The organism is Azospirillum sp. TSH64 (assembly GCF_003116035.1).
Classification (GTDB): domain Bacteria; phylum Pseudomonadota; class Alphaproteobacteria; order Azospirillales; family Azospirillaceae; genus Azospirillum.
Window position 1 is genome coordinate 6702966 of record NZ_LGQW01000015.1, and the last position, 20521, is coordinate 6723486.

The 20521-nt window shown below is 69.7% G+C and carries 14 protein-coding genes; 11 read left to right on the plus strand and 3 right to left on the minus strand.

Annotated elements, in window-relative coordinates:
- Nucleotides 1-7: 7 nt before the first annotated feature.
- Both TSH64_RS31550 and TSH64_RS31555 read right to left on the minus strand, forming a co-directional pair.
- Nucleotides 8-1957 carry a MacB family efflux pump subunit gene (locus tag TSH64_RS31550; protein ID WP_109451090.1) on the minus strand — a complete coding sequence of 650 codons (1950 nt, stop codon included), beginning with the start codon at nucleotides 1955-1957 and terminating at the stop codon, nucleotides 8-10.
- Nucleotides 1954-3162, minus strand: a complete 1209-nt coding sequence (locus tag TSH64_RS31555) for an efflux RND transporter periplasmic adaptor subunit (protein ID WP_109451091.1) — start codon at nucleotides 3160-3162, stop codon at nucleotides 1954-1956. Before TSH64_RS31555 ends, TSH64_RS31550 begins: the two co-directional genes overlap by 4 nt.
- A 284-nt stretch (nucleotides 3163-3446) precedes the next feature.
- Here TSH64_RS31555 and TSH64_RS31560 point away from each other — a divergent pair, with 284 nt between their 5' ends.
- From TSH64_RS31560 to TSH64_RS31595, 8 genes are all read left to right on the plus strand, one after another.
- Entirely contained in the window at nucleotides 3447-3953 is a 507-nt protein-coding gene (locus TSH64_RS31560) for a sigma-70 family RNA polymerase sigma factor (protein ID WP_109451093.1), read from the plus strand.
- Complete coding sequence (locus TSH64_RS31565; protein ID WP_158285438.1) at nucleotides 3950-4927, plus strand: FecR domain-containing protein; 978 nt, start codon at nucleotides 3950-3952, stop codon at nucleotides 4925-4927. The genes TSH64_RS31560 and TSH64_RS31565 overlap by 4 nt, the downstream gene beginning before the upstream one ends.
- A 145-nt stretch (nucleotides 4928-5072) precedes the next feature.
- Nucleotides 5073-7532 (plus strand): TonB-dependent siderophore receptor, encoded by a 2460-nt coding sequence (locus tag TSH64_RS31570; protein WP_247873252.1) that lies wholly within the window; start codon nucleotides 5073-5075, stop codon nucleotides 7530-7532.
- A gap of 212 nt (nucleotides 7533-7744) precedes the next feature.
- Nucleotides 7745-8269, plus strand: coding sequence for a sigma-70 family RNA polymerase sigma factor (locus tag TSH64_RS31575; protein ID WP_109451096.1), 525 nt, complete (start codon nucleotides 7745-7747; stop codon nucleotides 8267-8269).
- Between the two features lie 99 nt (nucleotides 8270-8368).
- Entirely contained in the window at nucleotides 8369-9412 is a 1044-nt protein-coding gene (locus TSH64_RS31580; RefSeq protein ID WP_247873253.1) for a FecR family protein, read from the plus strand.
- A gap of 180 nt (nucleotides 9413-9592) precedes the next feature.
- Nucleotides 9593-12094 carry a TonB-dependent receptor gene (locus TSH64_RS31585; RefSeq protein WP_247873254.1) on the plus strand — a complete coding sequence of 834 codons (2502 nt, stop codon included), beginning with the start codon at nucleotides 9593-9595 and terminating at the stop codon, nucleotides 12092-12094.
- A gap of 40 nt (nucleotides 12095-12134) precedes the next feature.
- A complete protein-coding gene (locus tag TSH64_RS31590) occupies nucleotides 12135-13283 on the plus strand; it encodes a PepSY domain-containing protein (protein ID WP_109451097.1) in 1149 nt (382 codons plus the stop codon).
- Complete coding sequence (locus tag TSH64_RS31595; RefSeq protein ID WP_109451099.1) at nucleotides 13280-13465, plus strand: hypothetical protein; 186 nt, start codon at nucleotides 13280-13282, stop codon at nucleotides 13463-13465. Before TSH64_RS31590 ends, TSH64_RS31595 begins: the two co-directional genes overlap by 4 nt.
- A 67-nt stretch (nucleotides 13466-13532) precedes the next feature.
- Here the strand turns inward: TSH64_RS31595 and TSH64_RS31600 are convergent, their stop codons facing one another.
- Complete coding sequence (locus tag TSH64_RS31600) at nucleotides 13533-15587, minus strand: sulfatase-like hydrolase/transferase (protein ID WP_109451101.1); 2055 nt, start codon at nucleotides 15585-15587, stop codon at nucleotides 13533-13535.
- Between the two features lie 375 nt (nucleotides 15588-15962).
- Between TSH64_RS31600 and TSH64_RS31605 the strand changes: the two genes are divergently transcribed.
- The 3 genes from TSH64_RS31605 (at nucleotide 15963) to TSH64_RS31615 (ending at nucleotide 20473) form a co-directional block, all read left to right on the plus strand.
- A complete protein-coding gene (locus tag TSH64_RS31605) occupies nucleotides 15963-16976 on the plus strand; it encodes an AAA family ATPase (protein WP_109451103.1) in 1014 nt (337 codons plus the stop codon).
- The gene (locus TSH64_RS31610; RefSeq protein WP_247873255.1) at nucleotides 16966-17850 is read left to right on the plus strand and encodes a ParB/RepB/Spo0J family partition protein; all 885 of its coding nucleotides are present in this window, start codon (nucleotides 16966-16968) and stop codon (nucleotides 17848-17850) included. The genes TSH64_RS31605 and TSH64_RS31610 overlap by 11 nt, the downstream gene beginning before the upstream one ends.
- Nucleotides 17851-18151: 301 nt before the next feature.
- On the plus strand, nucleotides 18152-20473 hold the full coding sequence (locus TSH64_RS31615; protein ID WP_109451106.1) for a NosR/NirI family protein: 2322 nt from the start codon (nucleotides 18152-18154) through the stop codon (nucleotides 20471-20473).
- Nucleotides 20474-20521 lie beyond the last annotated feature (48 nt).

Here is a 20521-nt window from a genome sequence, read left to right on the forward strand (position 1 = left end):
CCCCGCCCTACTCGCTCGACAGCGCCGCCACCGGGTCGAGGCGGGCGGCGCGGCGGGCGGGGATCAGGCCGAAGACCAGCCCGGTCACCACGGCGGAGGTCACCGCCCCGGCGATGGCGGTCGCGGTGAACAGCACCGGCATCACGAACAGCCCGACCAGCGCCCCGCTCGCCAGCCCCAGCGCCACCCCGACCAGCCCGCCCAGCCCGGCGACCAGCGCCGCCTCCATCAGGAACTGCCGCTCGATGTCGGCGGTCCGCGCCCCGGCGGCCATGCGGATGCCGATCTCGCGGGTCCGCTCGGTCACGCTGACCAGCATGATGTTCATCACCCCGATGCCGCCGACCAGCAGCGTCACCACCGCCGCACTGCCGAGCAGCAACGTCATGGTGTCCTGCGTCTCGGTCGCCGTCCTGATGCGGGCGGTCACGTCGCGGATCTGGAAATCCTCCTGCCCGTGCCGCTTGGTCATCAGCGCGCCGATGGCGTCCCGGGTCTCGGCGATGCGCCCGACAGTGTGGACCGACACCAGGATCAGTTGGAGGTCGGGCTTGCCGACCAGCCGCTGCACCCCGGTGGACAGCGGCACGAACACCCAGTCGTCGGTGTCCTGGCTGCCGGTGAGATCGCCCTTCTGCCCCATCACCCCGGTGACCTGGAAGGGAATGTTGTTGACCTGCACATGCCGGCCGAGCGGCGACTCCCCGTTCGGGAACAGCCGCTTCGCGACATTGTGGCCGAGCACGGCGACCGCCGCCCCGGCCCGCTCGTCGGCGGTGGTGAAGAAGGAGCCCGCCGCCACCGGCCAGCGGTGGGTCAGCGGCAGCGAGGCCGAGGTCGCCAGCCCGCTGGTGCGGTGGTCAATGTTGCCGTAGCGCACCATCACCGGCATGTCGAGATAGGGCATGACGCTCTCGACGTTGGGAAGCCGCAGGATGGCCTCGCCGTCCGCCTCGGTCAGCGGCGTGGTCGGCAGGCGGGGATCGCCGCTGCCGGCCAGCACATAGACCAGGTTCACCCCCAGCGCGCCGACCCGCGCCATCACCGCCCGCTTGGCGCCCTCGCCGATGGCGAGCAGCGCGATAACCGACGCCACGCCGATGACGATGCCGAGCAGGGTCAGCGCCGTCCGGAAGCCGTTCGCCCCCAGCGAGCGCAGCGCCGCCGTGAACGCCTCCCCGGCGCTGGTCCAGACGGACGCGGGAGTGTGATGCTCCGCCGTGGCCGCAGCGGAAACAGGGGCGGCGGGTCTGGACCGCCGGCCGCCATCGGTTGCGCTGTCGGAAACGATGCGCCCGTCCCGCATCTCCACCACCCGGTCGGCGGCCTCGGCCACCTTGCGGTCGTGGGTGATCAGGACGATGGTGCGGCCCTCGGCGGCCAGTTCGCGCAGCAGGGCCACCACCTCGGCGCCGCTGGCGCTGTCGAGCGCGCCGGTTGGCTCGTCGGCCAGGATCACCGGCGCGCCGTTCATCAGCGCCCGCGCGATCGACACGCGCTGCTGCTGGCCGCCGGAGAGCTGGTTGGGCCGGTGGTGGCGCCGCTCCCCCAGCCCGAGCCGGCCGAGCAGTGCCGCGGCGCGGCTTTCCCGCAAGGCGGCGGGCAGGCCGGCATAGCGGCCCGGCATCTCGACATTCTCCTGTGCCGAGGTGCCGGGGATCAGGTGATAGTGCTGGAAGACGAAGCCGAAGCCGTCTCGCCGCAACGCCGCCCGCTCGTCGCCCTCCAGCTCCGACACGTCGCGCCCGCCAACCCGGTAGCTGCCGGAGGTCGGGCGGTCGAGCCCGCCGAGGATGTTCATCAGCGTCGATTTGCCCGAGCCGGAGCTGCCGACGATGGCGACGAACTCCCCCGCCTCGACGGTCAGCGAGACGCCGCGCAGCACCTCCACCGCGACGCCGCCGCCGGTCGCGTAGGTCTTGCGGATGTCCTCCAGGACGAGGAGGGGGGCGCTCACAACCGGAACCCGATGCGGGGCGGCCGGCCGTCGTCGGTCCGCCAGCCCACCACGATCCGCTCGCCTTCGCTCAGCCCTTGCAGGATCTGGGCGTTGAAACGGTCGCGCACGCCGATGCGCACCTCGCGCGTCACGACGGCGCCGCCCTCCCCGATCATCGCGACGCTGTGCCGCCCCGACGCCTCGTCCGTCGCGGTAAGCGCCGCGACCGGGACGGTCAGCGCGTCCTTCGCCTCGGCGGCGACGAAGAAGACCTGGGCGGTCATCTCCGGGCGCAGATCGCCGCGCTCGTTGGCGACCTCGAACAGGGCGGTGTAGAGCACGACGGTGCTGGCCCCCGTCCCGCCGCCCGACGAGGCCGCGCCGTTGGCGGAGCCGCTCGTCACCGGCTTCGGCGGCGCCGGCAGGATCTGCTGCAACCGCGCCGTCCAGCGCCGGCCGGGATGGCCGAGCGTGGTGAAGTAGAGCGGCATGCCGTCGGTCAGCCGGGTGATGTCGGCCTCCGACACCTGGGTCCAGACGGTCATGGCCGACAGGTCGGCGATCCGCATCAGGACCGGCGCCTCGTAGGTCGAGTTGATGGTCTGGCCCTGGCGGGCATCCACCGCGATCAGCGTGCCGCTCATCGGCGCATAGATGCGGGTGTAGCCGAGCTGCGCCTCGTCGGCCTGGAGGGTCGAGTCGGTCTGGCGGATCTGGGCGAGCGTGGCGTCGACCTGGGCGGCAGCGGTCCGCGCCTCCATCCGTGCCTGATCGTAGGACTCGCCGCGCCCGGCCTCGACCCGACGCAGCGCGGTCTGGCGGGCAAGCTGGGCCTGGGCGAAATCGGCGCGCGCCCGCAGCTCGTCCAGCAGGGCGGTCAGGCGGGCGCGCTCGGCGCGGCCGGCCTCGACCTTGGCCTGTTGCAGGGCGGGGTCGATCTCGGCCAGCAGGTCGCCCTCGCGCACCATCTGCCCGACCTTGACATGCAGCCGCATCAGCTGGCCCGACACCTGGGCGCCGACATCGACATAGGCGCGCGGCTGGATCTTGCCGAGTGCGGTCACCGTGTCCTCGACCGTGCCGCGCCCGATCACCGCCAGCTCGGCGGAGGCGGCCGGGTCGCCGGGACGCAGCAGGGCGGCGGTGGCGAAGCCGGCGACGACCACCCCGACGGCGAGAACGGCCCTGTACCGGCGGCGGGCGGGCGGGGGTGATCTGGTCATGGCGGCGGTCGCTGTCCCTGGTGGAGATGAAGTGCGCGAATGCGTGTCGTTCTCAACCATAGACGTTTGGCGGATGCTCGATCCTCACCCCCGAAGCGACACCATCCAGCCGGCGGGAACCGGCGCACAGACCGCCTTCACGTCATGACGACCGCCGCCGGTCACCCCCTCACCCCCGTTTCGCAAAGTTTTTTGCAAAGGGCGATCTATAGATTGCGAATGATTCTCATTCATGGTTAGCACTGGATTTCCGATGGATCGCTGGAACGGGTGTCGCCGAGGTCATGGCTGAAAGAGACCGGTCTTCCCTGTTGGGTCTGCTGATCGTCCATTACGAGGAGATGACCGGCCATCTGGCCCGGCGCCTCGGATCGCTCTGCCTCGCCGAAGACGTCGTGCAGGACACCTACCTGCGCCTGCGCAGCCTGGCCGCCCTGCCGGAGATCGACAACCCGCGCTCCTACCTGTTCCGCATGGCCGACAACATCGCGCTCGACCGGCTGCGGGCGGAGACCCGGCGCGGACGCCGCTTCGCCCCGGCCGAGCTGGGGATGGAGCGCCCGCTGGAGGAGCCCGACGCCGAAACCGCCCTGGAGCACAAGCAGCGGCTGGAACGGCTGAGCCACGCGCTGGCCGAACTGCCGCCTCGCTGCCGGGAGGTGTTTCTGCTTCACAAATTCGACGGATTGAGCCATGCCGACATCGCCGCGCGCCTGGGCATTTCGCGCAGCATGGTGGAGAAGCACGTGATGAAGGCCTTGGCCCATTGCCGCGACCGGCTGGCTCTGTGACCGGTCGCGACGGCAGACCGCCGGAGCCGTCCGGCGACCCGCGCGAGGCGGCGCTGGCATGGTTCGTCCGGCTGGAGTCCGGCGATGCGGACGCCGCCGACCGGGCGGCCTTCGCCGACTGGCTGGCGCGGGATCCCGCCCATCGGCAGGAGTTCGACCGGCTGTCCGGGGTCTGGAGCGATCTCGGCCGCCTGCCGGACCCGCGCCTGCCGGACCCGCGTTTGCCCAACCAGGGCAGGGCCGTCCGCCCGCAGCCGACCCGGCGCCGCCTGCTGGCCTTCGGCGTGGGCGGGGCCGCGGCCTGCGCCGCCGGGATCGGGGGCACGGTGGTCCTGACCGGCTGGCCGGGCGAGATCCGCACCGGCACCGGCGAGCGCCGCTCGCTGGCGCTTGCCGACGGCTCGTCGGTCGAGCTTGACGCCGGCAGCGCGCTCGCCGTGGAGTTTTCCGCCGCGGAGCGCCGGGTCCGCCTGATCGACGGCCGGGCGCGCTTCGTCGCCGCCGCCGATCCAGGGCGCCCCTTCGCCGTGGCCTGCGCCGACGGCAGCGTGACCATGATGGACGCCACAATCACCGTGCACCGCCGGCCGGACGATGTGGTGGTCGCGGTCGAAAAGGGCACGGCCACGCTGGCGGCGGGGAACCGGCCGCCGGTCCATCTCGCCGCCGGCCATTGCCGCAGCTACGGTCCCGACGGACCCGGCCCGCTGCTGCGCGACGGGGTGGCGGCGGAGACCGCGTGGCGGCAGGGGCGGCTGGTCTTCCAGGCCCAGCCGCTCGATGCGGTGGTCGCCGACCTCAACCGCTACCATCCCGCCCGCATCCTGCTGTGGGACCGTCCGCTCGCCGCCCTGAAGGTCGACGGCAGCGTCGACATCGCTCGCCCGGACGCCGCACTCAACGCCATCGTCCGCACCTTGCCCGTGCGCACGATGCGGCCTTTTCCCGGACTGGTCATCATCCGTTCCGTCTAGCCGGTTCCGCAGAGTTTTTTTGCGAAGGGAGGTGAGGGACCGCCCTTCGGCCAGCGTCCTGTCTCACCGAATGGCAAATGCAACTCATTCGCATTTTTTGGGGGTCATGGCGATGGTTGGTACTGGGGGGCGCCCGGCGGGCTGGATGGACAGGAGACAAACGGGTGGCCGGATCGGTTGGAAGCCGGTCCTGATGGGGATGCTGCTGGCGTCGACCGCCCTGCATGGCGCACAGGCAGCGTCCACCGCCGCGACCGTTCCGCAGGTGGCGCAGCAGACCGGCACGCGCGCCTTCGCCATCGCCGGCGGTCCCCTGCCGGGCGTGCTCGCCGCCTACGGGCAGGCCGCCGGGCTTCAGGTCCTCTATCCGACCGACATCGCGCAGGGCCTCTCCTCCCCCGGCGTGACCGGAACCATGGCCCCGCGCGAGGCGCTGGTGCGTCTGCTGGCGGGGACCGGACTGACCGCGCGCTTCGTCGACGCCGACACGGTGACGCTGGAAAAGCCGGTCAGCGGCAGCGACGGCGCGACGATGCTCGACACCATGACGGTGCAGGGCGTCGCCTCCAGCGACCGCGGCCGCAGCGAGGGCAGCGGCTCCTATGCCGCCGCCGGCCCGTCGACCAGCGCCACCAAGCTCGACCTGACTCTGCGCGAGACGCCGCAGTCGGTCAGCGTGATGACCCGCCAGCGCATGGACGACCAGGGACTGAACGAGATCCGCGACGTTCTCAACCAGACCGTCGGCGTGTCGCGGCAGCAGTCCGGCGCACTCGGCGCCGACGGTTCCGAGATCTATGCCCGCGGCTTCGCCGTCAGCAATTATCAGGTCGACGGCATCCCGCGCTCGACGGTGTACGGCTTCGGCGACAGCATCTCCGACATGGCGCTGTTCGACCGTGTCGAGGTGGTGCGCGGGGCGGCCGGCCTGCTGAACGGCGTCGGCGATCCCTCCGCGGCGGTCAATCTGGTCCGCAAGCGTCCGACCCCGACCGTCCAGGGCTATGTCCAGGGACAGGGCGGCTCCTGGAACCGCTACCGCGGCGAAGCGGATCTGTCCGGCCCGCTGGTCGAGAACGGCCGCCTGCGCGGGCGCGTCGTCGGCGCCTATCAGGACGGCGACAGCTTCATCGACCGGCTGCACGAACGCAAGAAGGTGCTCTACGGCGTTCTGGAGGCCGACGTCAGCGACGACACGCTTTGGACCGTCGGGATCGAATACCAGAAGCACAGGTCGGACGACGCCTCGCGCGCCGGCTTTCCGCTGTTCTTCGCCGACGGCGGCAGGACGGACTTTTCGCGCTCCTTCAACAGTGGCGCCGACTGGGCCTATTTCACCCACGACAACCTGACCGTCTTCAGCGACGTGAAGCACCGCTTCGGCAATGGCTGGACGGCGACACTGAATGTCGAGCACAGCACGCGCGAGTATGACGGCCTGCTCGGCTACGGCGTGCGCGGCAGCCTCAACCGCGACGGCACCGGCATGGGGATCTGGCCCGGCCGCTGGAATTCGACCCTGCAGCAGACCTCGATCAACGCCGACGTGACCGGTCCCTACGAGCTGTTCGGGCGGACGCACGACCTGATGGCCGGCGTCGGCGGCTATTACGCCAAGCGCAGCGGGCTCGACCATCCGCTCTGGTACATCGACGGCTACGACACCTCGATTTCCAACTACTACAGCTGGAACGGCCACATCGCCCAACCGACGCTGAACCCGACAGGCTGGTCGCAGACCAACGAACGGCAGATGGCGGCCTATCTCGCCACGCGGCTGCGGCCGACCGACGCCCTGTCCGTCATCCTCGGCAGCCGCATCAGCCGCTGGGAGCAGAGCGAGGAGAGCCACCCATACGACGCTGCCGGCACCGCGGACAAGCGCTCGCAGAACGGCGTGCTCACCCCCTATGCCGGCATCGTCTTCGACGTGACCGACATCTGGTCGGTCTATGGCAGCTACACCAGCATCTTCAAGCCGCAGGACTACAAGGATGTCAGCGGCAAGAACCTCGACCCGATCGACGGCGACGCCTATGAGGCCGGCGTCAAGGCCGAGTTCTTCGGCGGCCGCCTGAACGCCAGCGCCGCCGTGTTCCTGATCCAGCAGGACAATCTGGCCGTCGCCGACAGCGGCCGCTTCACCCCGGACGGCGGGCAGGCCTACAAGGCGGCCAAGGGCGCCAAGAGCAAGGGCTTCGAGCTGGAGCTGACCGGCGAGATGCTGCCCGGCTGGCAGGTCGGCGGCGGCTTCGCCCACACCACCGTGAAGGACGCCAGCGGCCAGCGCCTGACGACCTATGTGCCGCGCGACACGTTGAAGATGTTCACCACCTACCGGCTGCCGGGCTCCTGGGACCGCCTGACCGTCGGCGGCAACGTCAAATGGCAGGGCGACATCTACAACGGCACCGGCAGCCGGCGCACCGAGCAGAGCAGCTACGCCGTGGTGGACCTGATGACCCGCTACCAGATCACCGAGAAGGTCTCGGCAACGCTGAACGTCAACAACCTGTTCGACAAGAAATACATGACCAGCATCCAGTCCTACGGCTATTACGGCGAGCCGCGCAACGCGATGCTGTCCCTGCGGGCGAGCTGGTAAGCCTGGGATGGGAACGGGGGATGTCCGGACCGGGCGTCTCCCGCTAATAAGAATGGTTCGCATTCTAAGCTCGGTGCGGCTATACCGGTGGGGCCGGCGTTCCGGGCGATGGCCCGATGGCTGCCGGCTTCCCCGCCCCCGGCAATCCGCGCATCCGTGACCGATACCCTCCGCCCTCCCCTCCTCGAAGACACCCGGCCCCGGCGCGCCCGATGACAGGCGCCGTCGGCACATGGGCGCGCAAGATCGCCGAGCTGTTCGATGCGCATCGGCTGCGGGTGGAGCGTGCCATCGCGCGGCGGACCGGCGATCCGCAGACGGCGGGCGATCTGGCGCAGGATGCCTTCCTGCGGCTGGCCCGCCTGCCCGACGGCGAGGAGGTCCAGAATCCGGCGGGCCTGCTCTATGTTGTGGCCGACCGCATCGCGCTCGACCATTGCCGGGCCGCCCGGCGCCAGCGCCTGCGCGAGGCCGGGCCGCCCGGCGACGATCTGCCGGCCGCCGGCCCCGCTGCCGACGCGCTGGTCGAGCGGACCCAGACCATGGCCCGGCTGCGCGGCGCCATCGATGCCCTGCCCCCCAAGACCCGCGAGGTGTTCCTGCTCTACCATGTCGAAGGGCTGCCCTACCGCGCCATCGGCGAGCGGCTGGGCATCTCGCCGCGCACGGTGGAGTACCATCTGCGCACCGCACTGGAGCAGTGCCGCGCCCACATGAAACGGCGTCCGCTGCGCTGACGGGCGGAGCCCGCGTCCCGTCGGGTCATTTTCTTTGAGGGATCGGGCTGCGCCGGTCGTCTTCCATCACACGAGGCAAACAGGAGCTTGCGGCAGGACGTGACGGATCATTGGGATGACCAGCGCAGGGGAGCGCCAGAGAATGGATCCGACATTGACGGATCCAATGAGGACCGGCTGTTCTCCGAAGCCAACGCGTGGTTCTTCCGCCTGCAATCCGACGACCACACCCCGGCCGAGCGTGCCGCCTTCGCCGAATGGCTGGCCCGCAGCCCCGCCCATGCCGATGCCTGGACCGGCCTGCAAAGCCTGCTGCACGACCTGAAGGAGCCGGCCCGTGCGGCCCACCGTGCCGCCTATGCCGGGTCGCGCCGCGCGCCGTCCCGCCGCCCGGCGGCATTTGGCGGTGTCCGGCGCTTCGCCGCGGCGCTGGCGGTCCTGCTGGTTGTCGGCGGGCTCGGCGTCTGGCGTGGACCGACGCTCTACCAGGATGCCGTCGCCGATCAGGTCACTGCGGCCGGACAGCGCCGGACAGTGGCCTTGCCGGACGGCTCCACCGCCGAGATGAACGGCGGCACCGCGCTGGCGCTCGATTTCCGGGACGGCGAGAGACGCGTCCGCATCCTGCGCGGGGAGGCGTGGTTCCACGTCACCCGCGACCCCGACCATCCCTTCGTCGTCGATGGCGGGGCCGGCGCCGCCCGCGTGCTGGGCACCCAGTTCAGCGTCCGGCGCGAGGACGGGCGCACGACCGTCACCGTCGGCGACGGGCTGGTGGAGGTCTCCGCCCATCCCGGCACCGACAGCCACGCCCCCTGGCCCGACAGCGTCCGCCTGCGCGCCGGCGAAAGTGCGGAGGCCGGTCCGCTCGGCCTGAGCGGGCCGCGGCCGGCCGATCCCGCCGTCGCCTTCGCCTGGCGCCAGGGGCAGATCGTCTTCCGCCAGCAGTCGCTGGCCTCCGTCATCGCCGCGCTGAACGCGCAATGGCCGGGCCGGGTGGTCCTGCTGAACGACGAGGCGGCGGAGCGCGTGGTCTCCGGCGTCTTCGCGCTAGACCGCCCGGATGCCGTCTTCGATGCGCTGGAACGCGGCCTCGGCGTCCACGCCACCCGCATCACCCCCTATCTGACCCTGCTGCGCTGAAAAATGCTGCTGGCCTGAAAAAAATCGGCAGGCCTGAAAAAACCTCCCAGGGATCCCCGCCGTCCCATCGTCATGTCCGGGAAAGAAGAGAATGAGACGCAGTCGCAGAACGCGGCGCGGTCTCTCACCGGATATCAGAGGCGAGCGATGGCATTGGCGAAGTTTGGGGCGAAGTTTGGCATGAAGAGCGGATCTCGGGGCGGTGACCATGGTGGTCCGTCCGGCCGCTTGGTCCTGAAGCGGCGGTTCCAGAAGCGGCGGTTCCTGGGGCGGCTGCTGGCGACGACGGTGCTGATCGCGCCGGGGCTGCTGCTGCCCGGCATTCCCGCGGCGATGGCGCAAACGAACCCGGCCGGCCCCTCCGCAAACGCCGTCAGCTTCGCCATCGCGCCGCAGTCGGTCGACGGGGCGCTCGCCGCCTTCTCCGCCGCCACCCGCATCCAGGTGCTGACCCCCGGCGCCGTGACCCAGGGCGTCGCCTCCCCCGGCGTCAGCGGGGCGATGACCGCGCGCGAGGGGCTGAACCGCCTGCTGTCCGGCACCGGGCTGGTCGCCCGCTTCCTCAACACCGAAACCGTCACGGTCGAACGCGTGGCGGCGGGTGGCGCCGTCCAGCTCGACCCGGTGCAGATCGAAGGCAACCGGACCGCCGGCGGCCCCGGCGCCCTGCCCCCGGCCTTTGCCGGCGGGCAGGTGGCGCGCGGCGGGCGCATTGGCGCGCTCGGCAACCAGGATGCGATGGACGTTCCGTTCTCCGTCACCGGCTACACCGCCGAGACCATCCGCAACCAGCAGGCGGAGACGATCGCCGACGTGCTGGCCAACGACCCGGCGGTGCGCAGCAGCCTCGGCTACGGCAATTTCGCGGAAAGCTTCGTCATCCGCGGCTTCCAGCTGGCGGGAGAGGATCTGTCGGTCGACGGCCTCTATGGTACGGCGCCGCGCCAGATCGTCGCCACCAACATGTTCGAACGGGTTGAGGTCCTGAAGGGCGCCAACGCCTTCCTGAACGGGGCGGCCCCCAGCGGCTCCGGCATCGGCGGCGGCGTCAACCTCGTGCCCAAGCGGGCGGAGGACGAACCGCTGACCCGCCTGACCGCCAGCTATGCCATGGACAGCCGGCTCGGCCTGTCCGCCGATGTCGGCCGCCGCTTCGGCGACGCCAACCAGTTCGGCGTGCGCGTCAACGCCGCGGTCCGCGGCGGCGACACCGCCGTCGACGACGAGGAGCGGACGCTGAAGCTCGGCTCCCTGGCGCTGGACTACCGCGGCGAGCGCGCCCGGGTGACGCTCGACGTCGGCACCCAGACCCAGCGGGTGGAGCAGGGCCGCCCGGTGGTCTATTTCGGCAGCTTCGTCCCGGCCGTGCCCTCGGCCTCGCAGAACTACGCGCAGCCCTGGACCTATTCGCAGATGCGCGACACCTTCGGGCAGCTCCGCGCCGAATACGACATCCTGCCCAACCTGACCGCCTACGGCGCCTTCGGCCTGCGCAGCATGCGCGAGGACGGCGACTACGGCTCCCCCACCGTCACGCGGCCCGACGGCACCGGCACGGTCAGGCGCCTGACCGTCCCGCGCGAGGATTTCACCAGCACCGGCCAGGCCGGCGTCCGGGCCGACTTGCACACCGGCCCGGTCCGCCACCAGCTGAACGCCGGCGCCTCGGCGCTGCGGACCACCAACAACAACGGCTTCGAGTTCGGCACCACCACCGCCATCAACCTCTACCGCATGGTCGGCATGCCGCGTTCGGTGACGACCTCGGCCAGCGGCATGACGGGCGACCTGCCGAAGGTCAGCGAGTCGGTGCTGCGCAGCGTCTACGCCTCCGACACGCTGTCGATCCTGGACGACCGGGTGATGCTCACCGCCGGCCTGCGCCAGCAGAACATCCAGGTCCGCGGCTACAACCGGGCCAACGGCGCCCGCACCTCCGATTACGACCAGTCGGCGCTGACGCCGGTGGTCGGGCTGGTGGTGAAGCCGCTGAAGGAACTGTCGCTCTACGCCAACCGGATCGAAGGGCTGGCCCAGGGTCCGACCGCCCCGTCCACCGCCGCCAATGCCGGGGAGATCTTCGAGCCCTACCGCTCCGTCCAGTACGAGGTCGGCGGCAAGCTCGATTTCGGCAGCTTCGGCGGCTCGCTGTCGCTGTTCCAGACCACCCAGCCCAGCGGCGTCACCGACGCCTTCACCCGCCTCTACAGCGTGTCCGGCGAACAGCGCAACCGCGGCATCGAGCTGATGCTGTATGGCGAGCCGGTGCAGGGCCTGCGCCTGCTGGGCGGCGCCACCTTCATCGATCCGGAACTGACCGACACCGGCAACGCCGCGACCGAAGGCAAGGACGCCGTCGGCGTGCCGCGCCACCAGTTCAACGCCAACGTCGAATGGGACCTGCCCTTCCTTCCCGCCTCCTTCCCCACCGTGACGCTGACCGGCCGCGTGATCCACACCGGGGCGCAGTATCTCAATACCGCCAACACGCTGAAGATCCCGAGCTGGACCCGCTTCGACGTCGGCGCGCGGATGATCGCCGACGTCCAGAACCGTCCGGTCACCATCCGCGCGGCGGTGGAGAATGTGACCGACAAGGCCTATTGGGCGTCGGCCTACGGCGGCTACCTGAGCCAGGGCGCCCCGCTGACGGCCAAGCTGTCCGTCTCGGTCGATTTCTGACCGGCCGGCAGAGTGTTGACGGCGGCATGAGGAGCTTGCGATGACCAACCGAACCATCCGGGCCTGGACGCTGATCCACAAATGGACCAGCCTGATCTGCACGGTCTTCATGCTGCTGCTGTGCCTGACCGGCCTGCCGCTGATCTTCCATGACGAGATCGAGGCCCTGACGGCGGAACACACCCTGCCGCCGATGCCGGCCGAAACGCCGCTGAAGTCGCTGGACGAGGCGGTGGCGACGGCGCTGGCGACCTACCCCGGCGAGCGTCCGCTGTTCCTCAGCTTCGACGAGGACCGGCCGGTGGTGAACGTCACCACCGGACCGGGCGCCCGCCCGCCGGTGTCGCAGATGCACATCTCCGCCATCGACCTGCGCAGCACGCGGATCCTGGCCGACCTGAACGACGACAAGGGCTTCATGCATGTGATGCTGCGCCTGCACGTCGACATGTTCGCCGGCCTGCCCGGCGAGCTGTTCCTGGGGTTCATGGGCTTCCTGCTGTTCGTCGCCACCCTGTCGGGCGTGGTGATCTACGCCCCCTTCATGCGCAAGCTGTCCTTCGGCACCGTGCGGGCCGGGCGCAGCAGGCGGCTGAAATGGCTCGACCTGCACAACATGCTGGGCATCGTCACGCTGATGTGGGTGGTGGTGGTCGGGCTGACCGGCGTCATCAACACCCTGTCGGTGCCGCTGGTCGCCTACTGGCGCTCCAACGAGCTGGCGGCGATGATCGCCCCCTACGCCGGCAAGCCGGTCCCGGAGCGCTTCGCCTCCGTCGATGCCGCCGTCCGCACCGCGATGGAGGCGGCTCCCGGCATGCGCCCGCAATTCATCGCCTTCCCCGGCGTGCGCTTCTCCAGCAACCACCATTACGCGGTCTGGCTGAAGGGAGCCACGCCGGCCACCAACCGCATCCTGACCCCCGCCCTGATCGATGCCGAGACCGGGGCCTTCACCGACATGCGCTCCATGCCCTGGTACATGCTGGCGCTGCGGCTGTCGCAGCCGCTGCATTTCGGCGATTACGGCGGGTTGCCGATGAAGATCCTGTGGGCGGTGCTTGACGTGCTGACCATCGTCATCCTCGGCAGCGGCCTCTATCTCTGGGTCGCCCGCCGCCGCACCGCGCAGGACCACGCCGCCGCCGCTCCCGGCCTGCGCAGCGCCGTCGGGGACGCTGCGGAATGAAGCCGCGCGCGCCCCTCCCCCTGCTGGCGATCTTCGGCATTCCCGCCGCAATCGCGCTCGTCACCGCCGCCGGGCTGGTCACCGCCCTGCTGGACGACGGGCTGGTGGACGCCCTGTCCTGGGCGGCGCTGTCGGTGCCCGTGCTGGCCGCAGCCTGGTCCTGGCGGAACCGCGAGCGCTGACGGCCCCTTCCGGCGCTGCCCCCGGCGGCCTGCGGGGGCCCCGGTTTCCCAGGCCCCCGCATCCCCGTTACGCCGGCACCGGCTGTTCGGCCGGAACGAACGGCTCCAGCCCCGCCCGGCGCTCCACATCCGCCAGCAGGGCGGCGAGGCGGTCGGCATCCTCCTGGACCGCCGCCACGTCGTACCAGCCCGGCAGGTTGTCCAGGTCGGTGCGCGCCGTCGGGGCCTGCCCGGTCACCTCCAGGAGGTTGGTTTCCTCGTTCGGATCCCGGTTCAGGTCGTACATCTCCCATTCCAGCAGGAGCGGGTTCGCCGGGTCGAAGTAGCGGGCCAGCTTGGCGGTGTCGGTGCGCACGCAGCGGATGTGGTTGGGCTGGCGCACCGGGCCGGGGGACAGGTCCGGCACCGGCTTGACCTTGAGGTCGCCGGCACGCACCGCCTCGACGGTCCGGCAATACACCTCGTAGGCGCCGTAATAGTCGGGCTCGGTGATCCGGCCGCCCTCGGAGGGCTGTGTCACCTCGTCGTCGGTCATGAACAGCACGCCTTCGCGCGGCTCGCCGTTGGGATAGGTCACCGGCGTGCCGGGGGCCTTCAGCACCGGGGTCAGGTCGACGCCGGGCAGCGGCGCCATGGTGTGGCGCTTGGCCAGCTCGTCCGCCGCCTTGTCCAGGGCCCTGCGGCCGACGCCGGTCAGGCCCAGCACGGTGGGCACGAGGTCGGCGTGGCTGGTCACGGCCTCCACGTGCCGCAGCGAGGTCCCGTCGCCGCCCATCGAGGCCGGGAACCGCACCACCATCGGCACATGCACGGCCTCCTCATAGGCGACGTGCCACTTCTCCAGCATCATGTTGTGGGCGGCCCCCAGCTCGCCATGGTCGGCCACGAAGATCACGATGGTGTTGTCGGCCTGGCCCGAATCCTCCAGGGCCTGGAGCACGCGGTTGATCTGCGGATCGACCTGGGAATGCAGCCAGCCATAGAATTGCAGCAGCTGGATGCTGTACCCCTCCGGATCCTCGGAGAGCTGGAACGGGATGGTGAATTTCAGCGCCATCGCCACCGCGGCTTCCCAGTCGGCGGACCCGGCCAGGTCCCCGGCGGCGCTGACGGCGCCATGGCTCGCCTTGGCGGACAAAGCGAGGCCGATCTTGTAGGCGGCATCGAACTGGCAGGACGGCTTGGTCGACAGATCCTCGTCCCAGGTCGGAATCCGACCAGCGCAATCCTGCGGGAAGCCCTGCGGATTGAGCGGCATCGCCATGGTGCCCTCGGTCGGCGGGTACGACGACTGGCCCTGGAGGGGCACGTCGAGCGGGCCGAACACCGGCTGGGTCTTCGCAGCGCTTCCGTCGGTCGGCGGCAGCGCCTGCGAAATCACCGTGGGGTATGTCGCGATGTCGTGGGGGTTGGTGAAGGACACCACCGCGAACCACGGGCGCTCCGCCGCGTCGGTGGCCGGGGTGTTGGAACCGGGCCGCGCCTCGTCCGCCGAAACCCCGTAATTGTAGGGCAGCGCCAGCCCGCGGCGGCGCAGGAACAGGCAGGCGTTGTCGGCGAAGCCGGCGTCGCGGTAGAGGCCCAGGTTGTTGATCGCCGCCCCATGGGGCTCGGGATAGGACAGCTCCCAGTCGGAGAAGCCGTAGCGCTGGAGCGAATGGCCGGCCGGGTTGCTGACATGCCATTTGCCGAAATAATGCGAGGAATAGCCGATGGCCTGCATCCAATGGCCCATGGTGGGATGGCCGTCGGCCTCCAGCCACGGGAAGCGCGCCGCGTTGCCGTCCTTGAACATGCCGTCGGTCTGGGTCACGCCGGTGCGGTTGCCGTACTGGCCGGTGAACATCACCGCGCGGCTGGGGGTGCAGGCGCTGGACCCGATGGTGTGGTTGTGCAGCGCCACCGCATTCCTGCGCAGCCGGGTCAGGCCGGGAAAGAAGCGGGCGTATTCGTTCTCGCCCACGTCCGCCTCGCCCCGGAAGCCCAGGATGCGCTTCAGCGGTTCCGCCAGCCCGCCGTTGGGGCCATAGGAGAAGCGCGGGTAGCGGTATTGATCGACGGAAATCAGCAGGATGTTGGGCTGCGCGCCGTTGCGCTGCGGCCGGTTGGCATGCTCGGTCATGACACTATTATCCTTTTGCAATCCATATTGGGGAAAAGCAACGTCAATGGGCAATCGGCCTTCGGAAAAGGAATGAATTTCCGTTGTGGAGGCTGGCCAGAGCCCTGTTTCTTCGTTTACGCCCCAAAGGTAGTTTGATAATATTCAGGGCGTCAAACGGTATTGGTGGCAATTTTAACTTGGGAATCGTAAATTTTATTCATACTGGAGCATGCATTTCCCTTCAAGGTCACCTCATATCTTTTGGAATCTCTGCTGCAACGCAGAAAATCGAATTTCCCGCTCCATTCCTCCCGCCGAGGCCGAGGAGCGTTTCCTTGACCATTGTAGCGTCTACCCCTACCCTCCGGCCCGGTTCATGCTGGGGAGGGGACGGTGAAGGGCGACGAGTTGCGGACCCATCGGGAAGCGAAAGGACTGTCGCAGTCCGAGTTCGCCGTCTGGCTGAACGAACGGCTGCAACGCCGCTACGACAAGCAGAAGATCAGCCGCTGGGAAAATGACGCGGAGCGCATCCCGGCGGCGGTCGATGCCCTGATGACGCGCGAAATCAACGGGCCGGAGCCGGAAAGGCTGGGCGGCCCGGCCCTGGTCGTCGTCGTGGCGAACCAGAAGGGCGGCTGCGCCAAAACGGTGTCGGCGGTGAACATCGCCTCGGCGCTGGCGATCAAGGGCTATGCCACCATGCTGATCGACTGCGATCCGCAGGCCAACGCCACCCAGCATCTCGGCATCGACTCCTACACCATGGAGACGGAGGGCAAGACCCTCTACTACGTCATGCATGGCGACCTGGAGCTGGACGACATCCTCGTCACCGTGCCGGAAAGCGGCCTGCGCGTCGCCCCCTCCTCCATCCGTCTCGCCGAGACCGAGGTGGAGCTGGGCAAGGAGGCCGGCGGCGATTTCATCATGAAGGAGAAGATCGCCGCGGCGAAGCGCAGCTTCGACTTCATCGTCATCGACACGCCCCCCAACATCGGCGAGCTGACCAAGAACGCCATGGTCGCCGCCCACACCGCGGTCATCCCCTGCCAGACCGAGAAGTTCAGCCTGCTCGGCATGGCTTTCCTCTTGGAGAACGTCACCAAGATCCGCCGCCGGATGAACACCGGCCTGTCGGTGCTCGGCATTGTGCCGACCATCTTCAAGCAGCGGGAGCGCAACGACCGCGAGGTTCTGGAGCAGATCCACGAGGAATACGGCCCGCATCTGCGGGTGTTCGATCCGGTGCCGAAGGCGTCGGTCTATGCCCAGGCGACCTCGGTCGGCCGTGCGGCGGTGGAAGCGATGCCGGACGTCGCCGGTGCCGCCGTCTACCGCGATGTCGCATCCGCCCTGGCCGAGGAACGCACCGCCCGCATCAAGGAGGTCGACCGTGTCGCGTAGTCTTCTCGGCAAGGCAACCAAGCCGGCGCAAAGCGCCACCGCAACCGCCAGGATGAAGGACGCGCTGTTCGGCCTCAGCCGCCATGCGCCGCATCTGGTGGAGGTGCCGGTCGACCGCATCGCCCCCAACCCGAACCAGCCGCGCCGCGAGTTCGACGAGGAGGAGTTGCGCGGCCTGGCCGCCTCCATCGAGCGTCACGGGCTGCAACAGCCCATCGGCGTGCGCCAGACCGCCGACGACCGCTGGCAGCTGGTCTATGGCGAGCGGCGGCTGCGGGCGACGCGGCTGCTGGGGCGGGAGACCATCTTCGGCATCCTGTTCACCGGCGACGACGACGAGGAGATCGCCATCGTCGAGAACCTCCAGCGCAGCGACCTGAACCCGCTGGAGGAATCGGACGCGCTGGCCCGGCTGGCCGAACGGCACGGCTATTCCCACCGCCAGCTTGCCGAGGCGCTGGGCCGCAAGAAGACCTACGTCACCATGATGCTGTCCTTCCAGCGTCTGGCCCCGGCGATCCGCGAGGACTATCCCCTGCTGCGCCCGACCAAGGCGAGGCTGGAGGCGCTCGCCGCCATCGACGACCGGGACGAACAGATCCGCGCCTGGGAAAAGCTGAAGCGCGCCGAGATGGGCCCCCTGCCCTCCCCGGCGGCACCCACCGCCGGTCCGTCCCGGCGCGAGCCGGTCAGCGCGCCCGCCGGCATCGCCTCCAGCGCCCTGCCCGCCCGGACCGCCAAGCCGGTGTTCCAGGCCCGCGACGTGCTGCGGGACCTCCAGGCCAAGCCGCAGTCGCTGTCCGACACCGACCGTCAGGCGCTGGCCGACATGCGCAGCGCCATCGACGCGATCCTGGCCGCGGCCGGACAGTAAGACCGGTCGGAATCCGACCACCGCGGGACGGATGGTCGGATTCCGACCGGGAGCTGAACTCTCCCATCTGAATCTCCCTCTCCCCCCGGGGAGAGGGGACTTCTGGCTCCGGCCCGGGGCACGCCGTGACTATCGGCCAAGCGGTGTCCGCCCCTTCCCCCAAAAGTTGTTGATCTGGCGCAATTCGCACAAGGCCCCCCGGCGCACTTGACCGCGGTCAAGAACTCCCCCGCCGCCAAGCGCTTTCATGCCCTCCGAGACACCAATGCAGACACCGCCGCAAGGTGGCGAACGCCGGAGGATGGCCGTCGTGGGGTTCAGGCGCGTACAATCTTGGGTGGGATCGGCGCTCGTCGCCCTCCTGCTGCTGCTGACCGGGATCGCCGCAGGCATCGCCCCAGGCATCGCCACGGCGGACGCCGCCGACAGCGGCCGGCTGCTGCCCTATCTGGCGAAGCTGCACCCCGCCGACCTCGTCCCCGGCGCCGACCGCTTCGGCCAGCCCACCCCGAACACCCCCACCGTTCCCGTCTACAAGGGCGCTGCGCTGGTGGGCCATGCCTATCTGACCTCCGACTTCGTCAACACCACCGGCTATTCAGGCCGCCCCATCGACGTGGTCGTCGGGCTGACGGCGGACGGCACGGTGACCGGCGCCCGGCTGATGGACCATCACGAGCCCATCGTGCTGATCGGCATCCCGCCGGCCCGCATCAACGGCTTCATCGACGGCTATGTCGGCAAGAACGTGCTGACGCTCGCCACCCAGAGCGCCGCCAGCCCGCCGGTCGACATCGTGTCGGGCGCCACGGTGACGGTGATGGTGATCGGCGATTCCATCATCCGCTCCGGCAAGAAGGTGATGCAGACGCTGGGCAAGGCCGGGCCGGACACCGCCCCCGCAATCGTCAGATCCGTCGATTTGTCGAAGACGGCGGTGGAGGACTGGACGACCCTGATCGGCGACGGCTCGGTCCGCCGCCTGACCCTGACGGTGGGGGAGGTCAACGCCGCCTTCGAGAAGACGGGCAGGGCGGAGGCCATCGCCCGCGCCGAGGCCGGCAGCCCCGACGAGACCTTCATCGACCTCTACGCCGCCTTGGTGTCGATCCCGTCCATCGGCCGCTCGCTGCTGGGCGATGCCGAGTACGAGACGCTGACCAGGCGGCTGAAGCCCGGCCAGCAGGCGGTGTGGGTGGCGGGGCAGGGCCGCTATTCCTTCAAGGGCTCGGGCTATGTCCGTGGCGGCATCTTCGACCGGGTCGAGATGATCCAGCATGAGGGCTCGATCCGCTTCCGCGACAAGATGCACAAGCGCCTGGGCAGCGTCGCCGCCGCCGGTGCCCCCGATTTCCCGGAAATCGGCCTGTTCGTCCTGCCGGAGGGCACCGAGTTCAACCCGGCCGAACCCTGGCGGCTCCAGCTGCTGGTCCAGCGCGCCATCGCGGCACTCGACAAGGTGTTCGTCACCTTCGACCTCGGCTACCAGCCGCCCGACAAATACCTGAAGACCGAACAGCCGGCTCCCACCGCCGCATCTCCCGATCCGTCCGCCAGCCACAGCCCGGCCATCCGGGCCGCCGGTGCCGAGGCCGCGGAGGAGGCCGCCGAAGTCCCGCTGTGGCAGCGCATCTGGCAGAACCGGCAGGCCGACATCGCGGTGCTGACCTCCGCCATCCTGCTGCTGACCGGCATCTTCTTCTTCCAGGACCAGTTGACCAAGCGGCCGAAGCTGTACGAGCGGGTGCGCACCGCCTATCTGGTCTTCACGCTCGTCTGGCTCGGCTGGTACGCCACGGCCCAGCTGTCGGTGGTCAATGTCCTGACCTTCGCCAACGCGCTGCGCACCGACTTCCGCTGGGACTATTTCATGATGGACCCGCTGGTGTTCATCCTGTGGTTCTCGGTGGCGGCGTCGCTGCTGTTCTGGGGACGCGGCGCCTTCTGCGGCTGGCTCTGCCCGTTCGGCGCACTTCAGGAACTGGCGTCGAAGGCGGCCAAAAGGATCGGCATCCGCCAGATCACCGTCCCCTTCGCCCTGCACCAACGCCTGTGGCCGATCAAGTACATCGTCTTCCTGCTGCTGTTCGGCGTGTCGCTGCAATCGCTGGGCACGGCGGAGAAGGCGGCGGAGATCGAGCCGTTCAAGACCGCCATCATCCTGCATTTCGTCCGCGACTGGTGGTTCGTCGCCTTCGCCGTGGCGCTGCTGGCCGCCGGGCTGGTGATCGAACGCTTCTTCTGCCGCTATCTCTGCCCGCTGGGTGCCGCGCTGGCGATCCCCGGCCGGCTGCGGATGTTCGACTGGCTGCGCCGCTACAAGGAATGCGGCAGCCCGTGCCAGCGCTGCGGCAACGAATGCCCGGTGCAGGCCATCCACCCCGACGGCTCGATCAACCCCAACGAATGCATCCAGTGCCTGCACTGCCAGATGCTCTACCACCACGACCACAAATGCCCGGTCATGATCCAGAAGCGGCAGAAGCGCGAGAAGTGGCAGGCCGCCGAGGCCAAGCTGGCCGCCGAGAAGGAGGCAGCCGCCCGCAGCGCCCCGGCCCGCAGCACGGCGGCGACCGCCGACCCGGCCACCGGCCGGCTGACGATCCGGCCGCACGGATCCTGAGCCACACACCCTCACCCCGATAACGGGACCCGGTCGCAACGGGCCCCA

What these genes read in the sequence shown, in the direction of transcription:
- TSH64_RS31555 (WP_109451091.1), bottom strand. Translation starts at nt 3,162, where the DNA reads ATGACCAGATCACCCCCGCCCGCCCGCCGCCGGTACAGGGCCGTTCTC.
- TSH64_RS31600 (WP_109451101.1), bottom strand. Translation starts at nt 15,587, where the DNA reads ATGACCGAGCATGCCAACCGGCCGCAGCGCAACGGCGCGCAGCCCAAC.
- TSH64_RS31560 (WP_109451093.1), top strand. Translation starts at nt 3,447, where the DNA reads ATGGCTGAAAGAGACCGGTCTTCCCTGTTGGGTCTGCTGATCGTCCAT.
- TSH64_RS31590 (WP_109451097.1), top strand. Translation starts at nt 12,135, where the DNA reads ATGACCAACCGAACCATCCGGGCCTGGACGCTGATCCACAAATGGACC.
- TSH64_RS31570 (WP_247873252.1), top strand. Translation starts at nt 5,073, where the DNA reads ATGGACAGGAGACAAACGGGTGGCCGGATCGGTTGGAAGCCGGTCCTG.
- TSH64_RS31615 (WP_109451106.1), top strand. Translation starts at nt 18,152, where the DNA reads ATGGCCGTCGTGGGGTTCAGGCGCGTACAATCTTGGGTGGGATCGGCG.
- TSH64_RS31595 (WP_109451099.1), top strand. Translation starts at nt 13,280, where the DNA reads ATGAAGCCGCGCGCGCCCCTCCCCCTGCTGGCGATCTTCGGCATTCCC.
- TSH64_RS31585 (WP_247873254.1), top strand. Translation starts at nt 9,593, where the DNA reads ATGAAGAGCGGATCTCGGGGCGGTGACCATGGTGGTCCGTCCGGCCGC.
- TSH64_RS31575 (WP_109451096.1), top strand. Translation starts at nt 7,745, where the DNA reads ATGACAGGCGCCGTCGGCACATGGGCGCGCAAGATCGCCGAGCTGTTC.